10 protein-coding genes and 1 pseudogene are annotated in these 12887 nt (G+C 33.5%); 3 read left to right on the plus strand and 8 right to left on the minus strand.

Translation table 11 applies throughout. The annotated features are described in order from the left end of the window. Window positions 1-612: 612 nt before the first annotated feature. Window positions 613-771: a hypothetical protein gene (locus tag ACYVEC_RS02250; protein WP_162840219.1), complete on the minus strand. Its 159-nt coding sequence runs from the start codon at window positions 769-771 to the stop codon at window positions 613-615. A gap of 56 nt (window positions 772-827) precedes the next feature. On the opposite strand from ACYVEC_RS02250, the gene ACYVEC_RS02255 reads away from it, so the two are divergent. Together ACYVEC_RS02255 and ACYVEC_RS02260 are read left to right on the plus strand one after the other, a co-directional pair. Further along, window positions 828-992 carry a hypothetical protein gene (locus tag ACYVEC_RS02255; RefSeq protein ID WP_161940529.1) on the plus strand — a complete coding sequence of 55 codons (165 nt, stop codon included), beginning with the start codon at window positions 828-830 and terminating at the stop codon, window positions 990-992. A gap of 173 nt (window positions 993-1165) precedes the next feature. Beyond that, window positions 1166-1381 (plus strand): hypothetical protein, encoded by a 216-nt coding sequence (locus tag ACYVEC_RS02260; RefSeq protein WP_063225055.1) that lies wholly within the window; start codon window positions 1166-1168, stop codon window positions 1379-1381. Between the two features lie 1579 nt (window positions 1382-2960). Here the strand turns inward: ACYVEC_RS02260 and ACYVEC_RS02265 are convergent. From ACYVEC_RS02265 to ACYVEC_RS02275, 3 genes and pseudogenes are all read right to left on the minus strand, one after another. Then, the gene (locus ACYVEC_RS02265) at window positions 2961-3215 is read right to left on the minus strand and encodes a SunI/YnzG family protein (RefSeq protein ID WP_063225056.1); all 255 of its coding nucleotides are present in this window, start codon (window positions 3213-3215) and stop codon (window positions 2961-2963) included. Window positions 3216-3646: 431 nt separating this feature from the next. Then, window positions 3647-4546 carry a macrolide 2'-phosphotransferase MphM gene (mphM, locus tag ACYVEC_RS02270; protein WP_098556589.1) on the minus strand — a complete coding sequence of 300 codons (900 nt, stop codon included), beginning with the start codon at window positions 4544-4546 and terminating at the stop codon, window positions 3647-3649. 288 nt (window positions 4547-4834) lie between these two features. After that, a pseudogene (locus tag ACYVEC_RS02275) lies at window positions 4835-5122 on the minus strand (site-specific integrase); the annotation flags it as partial. A 478-nt stretch (window positions 5123-5600) separates the two neighbouring features. On the opposite strand from ACYVEC_RS02275, the gene ACYVEC_RS02280 reads away from it, so the two are divergent. Next, a complete protein-coding gene (locus ACYVEC_RS02280) occupies window positions 5601-6377 on the plus strand; it encodes a GNAT family N-acetyltransferase (RefSeq protein ID WP_063225059.1) in 777 nt (258 codons plus the stop codon). A gap of 263 nt (window positions 6378-6640) precedes the next feature. Here the strand turns inward: ACYVEC_RS02280 and ACYVEC_RS02285 are convergent, their stop codons facing one another. From ACYVEC_RS02285 to ACYVEC_RS02300, 4 genes are all read right to left on the minus strand, one after another. Beyond that, window positions 6641-7723, minus strand: coding sequence for a sensor histidine kinase (locus tag ACYVEC_RS02285; protein WP_063225060.1), 1083 nt, complete (start codon window positions 7721-7723; stop codon window positions 6641-6643). Next, window positions 7720-8433 carry a response regulator transcription factor gene (locus ACYVEC_RS02290; protein ID WP_002069741.1) on the minus strand — a complete coding sequence of 238 codons (714 nt, stop codon included), beginning with the start codon at window positions 8431-8433 and terminating at the stop codon, window positions 7720-7722. Before ACYVEC_RS02290 ends, ACYVEC_RS02285 begins: the two co-directional genes overlap by 4 nt. A 782-nt stretch (window positions 8434-9215) precedes the next feature. Then, on the minus strand, window positions 9216-11471 hold the full coding sequence (locus tag ACYVEC_RS02295; protein ID WP_063225061.1) for an N-acetylmuramoyl-L-alanine amidase family protein: 2256 nt from the start codon (window positions 11469-11471) through the stop codon (window positions 9216-9218). A gap of 961 nt (window positions 11472-12432) precedes the next feature. Then, complete coding sequence (locus ACYVEC_RS02300; protein WP_000637487.1) at window positions 12433-12744, minus strand: heavy metal-binding domain-containing protein; 312 nt, start codon at window positions 12742-12744, stop codon at window positions 12433-12435. Window positions 12745-12887 lie beyond the last annotated feature (143 nt).

Raw genomic sequence — 12887 nt, forward strand, 5'->3', positions numbered from 1 at the left:
AACTTTTAGGGGTCACTTCAGTTCTATCAAATAATAATCTATATATAATATGTATTTGTATGTCGATGAGTGATAAAAAGATAAGAAGTTTAAACAAAGGTATTATTAAAAAAAAGAGCGCTTTTAAAAGCACTTCAATACCAAGACGTACTCAGAAATAATGTATGCTTTTAGTGTAGGTGCAAGTTTAAATAAAATTGTTATTATATGATCGAAAATAAAAGAACCCGCTAGTTATTACGGGCTCACTTTACAAGGAATTCAAGGGATACAAGGTAACTGGTCAAGAGAAACCTGTGTATTCCTGGGATTAGTAATAATGTATTCAAAGTTATAAAAAAAGATTAATAAAAATTAAATATAATTCTTATTCTGGTATATACAAATACAAAAAGAGCACTCTCAATTAGCGCTCCTTATACCTAATCATAATGAAATTGACGAGCTCACATTATTCAGAAAGGTAATAATTATAGTATGTAAAAGCATGAATATAGTGAATGGATTTAGATAAAACCGTTATTTGAATCATAAATGCGAGTTTCACACGTTACTAGGGGGAGGGATAGTCTCTAGTCTTGTTCGTTGAAAACTAAATCAATTGGATGTAACTCACAGGATCGAGTAAGAAAAGGGAATGAAGACATTGGTGAATACATAATTTAGTTGCTCCTGTTGATAAAGTGAATGACGGAAAATAGGTGGGAGCGTTGAGAAACCTAAAATTGATTCAACAGAAACTTCACATAAAACAATATTTTCTTCATTCATAACTTCCCCCCCTATGGTTGCTCGCCATAGGGGGGATAGTTAGTGAAAAGCAAATCATGAAGCTGAAAAGCGAGTATATAAAAGTACAGGGATCATTTAGAAAAATTAAAGAACGTATCGAAGGCGAGAATCGAAGTAAAAGGAAAATGCAAGAAGAATTGTACAATCATGATGGTTGGATGATATACGATGGTGAATGGGTTGAAGTGAACAAGCCATAAAAGAACAGTTTGCAAAAGCTAACTGCTCCGTTTTAAAGGGAAAATCTATTGTTACATATTGGTGTGTTCAAAGTATGTCCAAATTTTAGAGATTACTTGTAATTACCTTGAAGTTTTTGCACCAGAACCCAAAATTTACTTATTGATGAAAAGAGAACAATGAATTCTGTTGTATGAACATAAAAGAATCGAAAGAAGGGTACAACAACAAACATCATAAAACTTCGCACGAAATACCAATTTTACGAACAATATTAACGTTTTTGGAAATTATCTATGATGGAGATATTCATTTATTAACAATTGAAATTGAAGAAAACTACGATGATTTTGAAGGTTTCTCTGTTACAATTTGTCCGAATTGTGGAAAATGGTCTGTTTGTGATTAACCATCATAAACGGAACATTTTAAAATTCTAAATCACCAACAAACATAAATTATGACATCAGCTACAAGTTAATTCGGTGAAAAATCATTTTTTTAGATTAGAACCAGTATTCTATATTGTGAAAAATTAATTTGTAATGTTCTAATTGTAGGGGGAAGTATGTAGTTAAAAAAAACACTGATATAAGGGTATCTATAACAACTTACTTTTTATTAGTTTACATAACCTTTATTATCGGCAGTTGTATAATTTTTCTTAGTGACGTTTCAAAAAGACAAGTGGTGACGTGTTATTGAGATAAATTTTGAATGTTTTATTGTAACATTTAGTAAATTAGTTAGTTAATTGTTTATTATCTGTTGCAAATGGCATATTTGTTGCTATTTGCAATTTATCTGGCGATTCTAGGTTAGTATCTTACGTTGTATTAGTATCAGCGCAAAAATAATTAACTATCTCAAAACAAGGAGTATTCTTTTGTTTTGAGACGTCAGAAAGAAAAACAGACATTTGACATCGTATTTCAACTGTAAACCCTCCCCTATTTTCAGTAGACCGCTAACGCATCTGAAACCGTTAAGAGTTAAGACTGCTAAGATGTTCAGTCTGATAAGACGACGCATAGACCGCTTAAAAAGTGTATATCAACAAGAAAGTAAAAACCGTAAAATCTTAAAAGTGATTTTTTGATATAGAATCTTATAGATATAATCTCAATTAGTAAAATTTGATGCAAAATGGATAGTTAAGGAAGTTAAGACTGACTCGTATCACTTGCTTTTGAATCAACTACAGAGAGTTAGAGTTATATGGATATCAAACTGCAAAGTTTGATCCATTATATAGATGTCAGATACGAAAGGAGGAATGTAACATGGAAAGAGAACTGATAAACTTGTTATTTGGTGCTATATTAGTGTTCGGCGGTGTTGTGTATGTTTGTAATGACATTGCTTCAAGAATTAACCGTTAAACAGAAGGGAGCGTAGCTTATGTTACGCTCCCTTTTATTTAATCGTTAAAAGTTTAACTTGTAATCCTAATAGCGTTTCTACTATATAGTTAATTACTTAGGAGTAATAAATTGAGTTTTATAGATATTATTCGGACATTTCCAACCTATTTCTTTTAAATTCATCAACATATATAGTCTCTATGACCTATTTTATGGACCTTTTCGCCCAACACTCCTTATTGACCTCACTCCAAAAATTATAAGAGGGATTTATTCTTTTTTTCGAAATTTTTTGATAAATCCGCTCAATCTCTTGTGTATTCATAAAATCCCCCATATTTGAAAGAGTATGTAGTAAACTAAATTAAAACTAGTTCAAACTGTTCGTTAAATAGGAATTTAACGAACAGTTGGTTAAGTGAAGATGCTATCCCCTCCTACTGTTGTACAAGTGTACAAAGACATGAAAATGGATACTTTTTAGACCAGAAAGTGGAAACTTCTATTTTATAAGGTGATTAAGAACCTTAACAGTCCACTTTTCTGGCAGTTCATTTTTTATAACCTAATAACTAAATGTAATTAAAGAATTTTAACTAAGCTCGTGTTTTAATCAGAATAGTATTACTCAATATTAATTTCTTCTAATACTATAGATGGATTAACAGCGAATATAATGAAGTTTAAATTTGTAGTATGTATCAGTGTTCTATTCTTCGAGGAAGATGGAGTTCCAATATAAACAACATGGTCAAGCTTATTATGAGGAACATCATTCATAGATATGGTAATTATGTCTTTTAAGGCGATGGTAATCTCTGCTGATTGCCATGCAATCATTATACTATCTTGGGACTTTGTTATGCTAATTCTTGACATTTTATTTCAATCCTTCTTTTAGTTTTAGATAAATAATTAACTAATTATCTAAATTTGATATATATAAATTATTATATATTAATTTAATTAAACTTTTGGTTTTTATGTAAAATTACATGTACAAACTCCCAATCACCCAAAAAATACAATCTATTAATAACGATTTGAACTAGTATTAATCAATTTTGTTTCTTTAAATTTAACTGTAGCTTTTGAATAAAGTTTGATTAAATTAACTTAATAAACCTTTATAAAAGAACAAATAGAAAAAGCGTCTTTTGAAAAAAGATTGATCAAAACACGCTTTTTCTATTTTCAATTAAATCATCCTTTTATAAAAAAGTTTGATAATTTTTGTACTTCTTGCTCAATTAAAGCGCCCGATTGTGGAACATTAGAAATATGAATCATCAATTCGTTTTTTTCTAACGCTAGCGGTCATTCACTTCCAATGTTTCTTTCGCCATCTGCTCATATTCTTCCAAGCCTGAGATAATCGCAAACTCAGCTATCGCAACAGGGTATGCCGCATTAAGTTCAATGACGTGCTCTTTCATGGCAGGCCAGTAAATCCCGCCTGCTTGCCGGTAATAGTTGATCAGTTTCTCCAGGGCTGCCTCCCCGAATACCCGGTACTGGAAAACAAAGTCATTTGATACATCCGTTACTTTTGCTTCGGTCCAGTCGATAAAACCGGTTAAGTTAGCATCTTTATCAATCATCGTGTGGCCAGCATGAACATCCCCATGAATCAGACCTGTTCTCTGAGGCCACAATTCCTCATTTTTTACCCAGGCCTGCCAGCGGTTCCATAAGGATTCGCCTACGCCAAACTTCGCTTTAACCTTTTCCATACGCTCAATCATCGATTTTCTTGCCTCTTCTGCTGTCTGGACAAACAGGCCTACTTTAAGAGCCTCTGTTTTCGGAACTGTGTGTAGCGAAGCCAACGCTTTGGCTAATGTCTGGTGAAATTGTTCAGGCACATTTTCATAATCCATCTCCCACACATAGTTTTGAATCTCCGGATCAATCGTGCCTGCTGGCACTCCGATTAACTTTTTATAAGCTATTAGATCGCCTTCATAAACCGACCAGACTGGAACCTGAAAAGTGGCATATTTATTTACAAGATCCAGTGCTTTCTTCTCCACTATCGTCCTTGGCATCACATCGTCCCGTCTCGGATACCTTAGCACCCATTCTTCGCCTTTATCGTCTTCTGCATAAGCAACCAGAAAATCTAAACCGGACTCGTTGAATATGATGGACTCCTCTTTAACTTCCAAACCATACTTTCTTGCTATTTCTACCGCTTTCTGTTTGTTCAAATCGATCACTTCCTTCTCGTATTTTACTGATTTTTTGTAGTGAAAAAACAGACTGTTGCCTATGGCAAACTTGTGCAATACTCTACTTATCCAGAGCAAGTTTGTCATTTATTTTTTCATGTTCAATATTCACTTCTTTATGTTCCAAAGTAATAAACACTCCCCCCTTTAAGAAAATGTTTTTTAATTAACGTGCATACTAACTTTAAGTAGAAATCTCCACAATCTATTACAAACTTTAACATATATAACCAGTTTTCTATATAACTGTTATTCAACAATCTGGCCCTTTTGTTGAAGAGGAGTGACATTTGAACCCTGATAGGGGCTTTTTAACCACCCAACAAAGTCAACTAAATCTTCTAATCTAATAATTTTGTAATCTTTGTTTGTTTCTTCTAAGTAGGTATAAAAATGTTTTAAGGAATAACAATATGTTTTTTGAGTATTAGGTCTTTTTCCTGTCTTATCTAAATACTTTATATATTTCATAACTGGCATTACAGGGAATCCTTCTTGATCCATTAATATGTATCTTTTGTTGTTATTCTCTATGAGAACCTCTTGTACTCTCATAGCATTTCACCCCTAAAAAATATTAACGCTCGGTCTAAAGACCTCACTACGCCTCCCGCTATGGGCTACGTCTGCCACATAAAGTATACGTATTTTTCTGAATATTGCATACGTATTGAACTATATTTTCAATATCCGTATTACTAATCTAATATGTATAAGAAAAGAGGATATATGCTCATATATTGAGCATATATCCTCTTCTTAGTTTAGTCTATGTAAAATTTACAATAAAGTCGTTTAAAGAATAATAAAGTTGTTTAAAAAACGCCAGTCATACTATTGAACAAAAGGGCCAGATTGTAAAGTAAGATTGTACAACTAACTTGGAGGTTAGAGAAGGATTTCACGAAACTAAAATAGAATTTCACACTAATACTTTTATATGATTTATTGGATAGATTCTCTTTATTTTATGAGTAATAAGATCTATTGCATGAGTACTAATGAGATCAACAAAAATACGAGGTGTCCAAACATGAGTTTTTATTTTAAAGAATGTAAACAAAGTGATATTGGGGATTTAATCCAAAGATATGTTAGTACATTAAGTTCTCCTATTGATTCTGTTTTAGAGGAGCACATTCTCAATTCCGTATTTTATACAATCAGTTACAACTTCGAAGTTGCAGGTTATTATGCCATACAGAGTAACCAGTCCCTAACTCAATTTTATTTAGATTTATCATACTACAAAAAATCCCAAGAGATTTTTGACAATGTTCTTAAGGATCATTCAATTCGGTCAATACTGGTTCCAACATGCGACGAACTTTTTTTAAGTTTGGTATTAGATCATGATTATAAGATCGAAAAACAAGCTTACTTTTTCCAAGATAACAAAGTGGAAATTCCAAAGGGGAAATTATTTAAAGATGGGGAATTCAGAGCTGCGGTGCCTAGCGATGCTATAAAAATAACTGAGGTATGTCAGGACTTCCTTGATAAAGTGGAGGAACGTATTGAAAATAGGGAAATATTCACCTACACCAAAGGAAGTATTCTGCTTGGAATAGGGATTATCGAAACAAGTAAGTTACTTGATAGATATGGAAATATGGGCATGTTTACAAATGAACAATACAGAAAAAAAGGAATAGGCAGAACGATAATTCATCATTTAAAGGAATGGTGTTATGACAATAATCTAAATCCGATTTGCGGTTGTTGGTATTATAACACTCCCTCGAAACAAACGTTAGAAAGTGCTGGTATGGTCTCTAAAACAAGATTATTAAATATCAAAGTCCTATAGATTTTTAAATGAATGAATTTATAGCTAATCTTGAGTTATTCAAGAATCGGGCGCGATTGTTGAATACGACTTAGATTTTAAACGACTTTATTGTTATTCAATTTAAGCAATGTAATTCACAATACAGAGATATTAAACAACTATTAAAAACACCGTCTAGGTTAACTGGACGGTGTTTTGTGTGATTATAAGGGCAGAATTAAACATCTTTATTGTAACTTAAGTAGGGAAACTTTCATGTTCAATAGCTATTTATTGGTATGTTAACCAGAAATTCTTTTAACAGTCGTAATTTTTTCTGATGTGACGGGAAGAGTAAACCAAAATTCACTTCCCTGTTTGCCGTCTAAGCGATCTCTCACACCAATTTCTCCTTTGTGCATTTTAATTAATGATTTTGTAATGGCTAGTCCGAGACCGGATCCCCCAGATTGTGAGGATCTTGATTGATCTGTTCTAAAAAAACGTTCAAATACGCGTAATTGGTCATTAGGAGTAATCCCTTCTCCTTCATCACGCAAAATGAATTGGACTTGCTGATTTTTCCTATTTTCCTCTACAATCAGCTGGATTGTTCCAGATACAGGTGAATACCGGATTGCATTATCTAACAAATTACTAATCACCCGTGCTATTTTACACGGCATAATTAAAAGTCGAGGTAATTTCTCAGGAACCTCCAATTTTAAATCAATCTGTTTGTTTGCTAATAAGACAGAATGTGCCTCTAGTACATCCAATAGGACTTTGTCCATATGTATTAAAGTTGGATGAAAATCTACTTGCCCAATTTCTAACTTTGAAAGGTCAAATAAGTCATTGATTAATCCACTTAATCTTTTTATTTCTTTTAAAATCGTAACTAAGTACTGATTTCTCATTTCAGGATCTTCAATCAGATTATCTTGTAATGCTTCTATCATCAATTGTATGCTAGCCATAGGTGTTCGTAAGTCGTGTGAAATATTCGTAATGAGCTCTTTACGTGCTTTTTCCCCTTCTTCTAACTTAGTAAACCCTTCTTCCAAATTTTTGGCCATCTGTTGGAAGGCTGTTGCTAATTCTTTAAACTCCCGTGGTTCTTTTCCAATTATATACCTCGTTTCAAATTGTCTATCGCTAAATTGTTTCGTTAGTTCAATTAAATTTTGAATGGACCTCATGATAGGGCGTGTCATTAACCAGTAAATAAACGTTGAAATAATCAGTCCTACAACCGCAATTACTGTTAATAACCGTGTTTGTTCTGGTTCAAGTAACATTTGCGTTTCACTATACCATATAGCAATTACCAGGATACTGGTACTTAATAAATTCATCAATAACAATTGAATGCGTAATCTCATGTTTCATTTCCTCCATTTGGCTCAAAGCGATATCCTATTCCCCAAACAGTATGAATCCAACGATTCTTTATCGTATGCTTCTCCAGTTTGTCACGTAAACGACTCACTAACACGGTTACTGTGTTTGTGCCCCCTTCATGTTCAAAATCCCAAATAAGTTCAAGAAGTTGCGAACGAGAAAATACTTGTTTTGGATGCTGTGCCATGACATAAAGTACCTCAAATTCTTTCACCGTTAATTCCACTTTATTTTCACAAACAAGTACACATCTCGTCTTTGGATAAATTTTCAAATCTGGAAATTCTATTACTTCTGATAGGGATTCTTTTGCTTGTATCGGTATTTGATTGCCTCTTCTTAGTATAATTTGAACCCTTAATACTAATTCACGAGGTGAAAACGGCTTTGTTACATAATCATCTGCTCCCATTGTTAAACCTAAAATTCGATCTCTTTCCTCTCCCTTAGCAGTTAACATAATAATAGGGACATTGGATTGTTGACGAATTTCCTCACATAATTCCCATCCATCTTTTTTCGGCATCATGAGATCTAAAATAATTAAATCTGGTTGATATTGATGAAATACATCCCAGCCTTCCATTCCATTCATAGCTGTATATACTTCGTATCCTTCTCTTTCTAAGTACCGTTTACATACTTCTCGAATGTTTTCTTCATCTTCTACGATTAAAATCCTTTTTTTCATATATAATCCTCGCTTCTTGTGCATAAACCACAATTGAAATGTTTCTATTATCTGCTTTAATCTAATAAATCTATGGAACTTGGAGATGCAGGTGCTATAACTGATAGTATTGCTAGGTTAGAATCCAACAATTTGATCTTATATTCACTAAAAATTATTAAAAGTGATTCTATAATCCAGATGGTAATTTTAACACTTGATTACTTGTATGACTAGATAAGTTCTGTTTATGTACCATTCTGAAAAGAATACATACTGGGGAGTATTTAGTTTGTGGCGTATAGAATAGAGGTAATAAATTTATAGAAAGACTTGTTACATTAGAAATCTATATATGTACCCCCCTCTCCATACGGACAGGGGGTACCATATATAGTATCATTCTTTACTTAATACTTTCTAACTCCCATTTGTGGTTATCACCTGTGAGGTTGTATTCTCAGGTTTTTAAAATAAACTCACTAGAAGCTACAACTGGGGTGCTACCATTATTTGCAACAATATTAGCCCATTATTAACTAACTTTTTACCTTGTAATATCCATTACTAGCAAAGACGAAGGTCCTACCGCCATTCTTGACTTGTTGTTTCATGGACACTAGAAATGTACTTCTTCACATGATTAAATTCTTAAAGGAATATCAACGCCCACTCTTTAACCCATTTTCTCATTCACTGATTGGAAGACTTGTCTTTAGTTTTTCAGAGTTATATGATCCAGTTAGGTTGAGGGATCTCATTTAGAGAGTCATATTTATAAAAAACAGACTCTTTTTGGATTATTAATAACCTTTGTGTCCATGACTGTCAAATTTATAAGTCTTCCAAACGCCTTTCCCATTATCAAGTTCAACAGTGGTGTTTTGATAAATTGAACCATCTTCTTTGGCATAATAAGTAAAGTACCCGTAATAAGGGAAATGGTATCCACCACCAACAGAGAACCATCCTATCTTAGCTGCTCCAGAATCATCGAAGTAATACCATTTACCATCGATTTCTTGCCACCCTTTTTGCATTTCGCCTTTATCATCAAAGTGGTATATCTTACCGTTATCTTTTTTAAACCCTGTCAGCATAGCTTGTCCGTCATTATTAAAATAATATCTTTTTCCGTCAATGGTTTCATGACCATCGAAAGTATAGTGCTGACCATCTTTAAAATGATAATTCTTTCCATCAATTATCTTCCAACCCGAATGGGAAGCTCCATCCTCTAAGCTATAATAGTGCATTGTGACCTTTTCAGTTCCATCTGATTGGGGGAAAGATCTCTTTCCAGTGAGTCCTGGCTTTCTAACAGAACCGTCTTTCTCAAAGACTACGTGTTTCCCGTTAAGAGTAACAGTAGTAGTACTAGCTAATGCTTTCCCATTCAGATCTGAAGCCCTCTCAAGCACGCCTTTGTTGGAAAAGTGAAGAATGACATGTTGGTCTTCTAGACGCATTTCATTCTTTGTAACCGCGAAATCTTTAAAATAGTAAATTTTACCTTCTATTTCTTTCAGACCCTCTTTAACAAACGCTCCAGAAGCATCAGAATATTGCTCATCTTTCCAGGCTGATCGCTGCAGAACACCAGAATCCTTGAAATGATAGACCTTACCCTCAATCTGTGCATCAGATGAGTTTGACGACACTACCAGGGAATTAGAATGCGGAGCAAAATAATACGTATTACCTTTAATTTCCTGCCAACCCTTCAAAAGAACTCCTGAAGCATCTGCATAATGATATGCTCCATCTCGTTCTATCCAACTATTCGTTATTAATTTTCCAGAAGCATCGTATGCAGTCCATATAGAGCCATCACTTTTATCATTAGCTTTGAACTCTACTCTTCCATCATACTTCTGTCTATCATGTTCTTTACCAGGGTACCAGTCTATTAACCAGTTGTGAACTTCATCATTCGTTTTTGCAGTGAAACTAATTCCAGATCTGAAAGAATTAGCACCATCGTTTTCCTTCAGGAAGCCTTGAATGTATGGATTACTAGTCAGACGTACTCCATTCTTGTTTACCAAATCAAACTGCCATTTATTAAGAAAAGCGGGGGCTGAGACAAGTTCAAACAATTCATCGTCACCAATCGAATCGGAATATTGAAGAACATTTCCTTCTTTCCCTGAAAGATATTTTGAACCTGCTTTTACCAATACTTTATTGCTTCCTTTTTTATAGGGGATAATTTGATAGGATTCACCGTGATTTAGTGAGCCATATGCTGCTTTAATAGGTGTCTCTAGGGTATTGGTGATCTCTGCGAATACATTACTTGACCGGTTATTAAAATCTGCTTGAGCTGTAGGGTTATTCGTAACATAATTAGAAAGAACTTCTCTACCTACTGGATGTGAAGTCAATGTTGCTACCTTCTTTTGTTCATCTGTTAAATAAGAAAAGCGGTCCACCCCTAACCCTTTAAAACCGTCAAGAGAATCTGCTCCAAATTTCTTCTTATAAAATTCGTCAACAAGTACTTTATTTTCACCGGATGTTTTTTCTACGTATATGGTGATACCTTGATTAAGCGCAACTCCGGTTTTTCCTTCATCCAATTGCGCTTTTGTAATGTAAAGAAGATCGTGCTCTGATACAGATTCTGCAAGGGGTTTCAAATCTACAATTGTACCGGGTTCTGTAATCTTAAGCTGTTGTCCCGATTTTAAGTGTTTCATCTCACTTTTTCCATCTGGATAAAGTACTTTAATCGTTCTAGTGAAATTGGAATCTCCTTTCGTATGATGCATAGAAATATTAAATTCCCCAGATTTAAAGTTAGGAGCTCTGTAAGACACATTCTCTGCATAGGGGCCAGTGTAATTAGATAAGTCAGGCTCCCCTACAGATATCCCAAGCTTTTCATAAATATCAGCTACAATACCTAATGAAGTAATAGTCACATCCAACACCGTGGCTAAACCTGCGCTAGCTTTGTTCTCTGCAACAGGAGCTACAGAAAAAAGAATACCTAATGCCGCTGTGGCAGGAATTAATTTCTTTACCATTCTAATTGTGTTAAAGTTTTTTTTCATTTTTGTTTTCCTCTCTTAGTAGAATGTAGTTTAGATTGCTGAAATACAATGCTGTTCCTCACTCACTACTTGTACTTTTTATTAACGACTGATATAACGTCAATATCAGTAAGTTCATCTTAGTTTATAAATCTTTCATTTCTCTTTCACAAATGTTACAAAAGTCTTTCATAAATCTTTTTTTATTTTATGTATATATTATGTTGCTTTTATGGGGGGTAGTTTGAGTGAAACTAATTGGGGTCTTATCAACAAAATGCGGTTGTACAAGTACATGAAACTCCAAACCATTTAGACAAGAAAGTCTAAACTTTCACTTTTAGATATTGGTTGGGACAAGAAAGTCTAAACTAAATTTTTATAGATTTAAAGAACTATACCCATTTAATCTTGAGTAAAAAACTCCCATTCTTACAGAAATACATATAATAATATGCAGGATTAATTCACTATAAGAAAATGAGTTTTACGTTATAACTAACTATAATTCTTGAATATATGTAAATGGGGTATTCTTATTTTTTTATTTATGTGATGAAGAAATTTGGTGTAGGAGAATTAAACAAACGTTTGTTTAAAATATTTTAGTTATGAATGATGAGTTCCTTGTTCAATTGTCCGATTGTTAATTTCCTTATTTATTATATAAATTTTATATAACAAAGAAAAAAGAAGCCGCTATGGATGCTTCCTCTAAAAATTTATCGCTACAAATTTTTCTTAAGGCTTTTTCTTCATGAGAAGTAATTAACTTTTAAACTTTTTCTAATAGTCGAAACCACTATTTATCTTACATTAAAACGAAATGGTTATTAGGGAAATTATTAATAACGAGTGCTATCTATGCATCTAATTTCGTTTTCAAAGAATATTTGGCCATAAAAAACTGCACCTCCAATTGTTAGTTATGTCTAACAATTGAAGGTGCAATTCCCCAATGAGGTACTATTTTTTTATATATTTACACACGTACAGCTGTACCGCTTACCGCAACCATTAACATTCCGTCACGAACCACTTCGTAGTCTACATCGATACCAACGATTGCATTTGCTCCTTTTTGCGTCGCAAGTTGTTTCATTTCTTCCATCGCAATGTCACGAGCTTCTTTTAATTTACTTTCATATGCACCAGAACGGCCACCGACAACGTCACGAACAGAAGCGAAGATATCGCGTACGATATTTGCACCCATAATTGCTTCACCGTTTACGATGTCTACATACTCAATAATTTCTTTACCCTGAATAGTATTAGTTGTTGTTACGATCATTATTAACACACTCCTATAATTTCTAAAAATTCATTTTCATTTCTTATAATTTTATTATTACATTTAAAATGTTAAACAAACTACCTTCTAACCTTACATAAAGATGACAGTTCTGTAAGGTTAGAAGAAAACAAGCTATATAC

It is taken from the genome of Bacillus sp. MN7755, assembly GCF_054771475.1.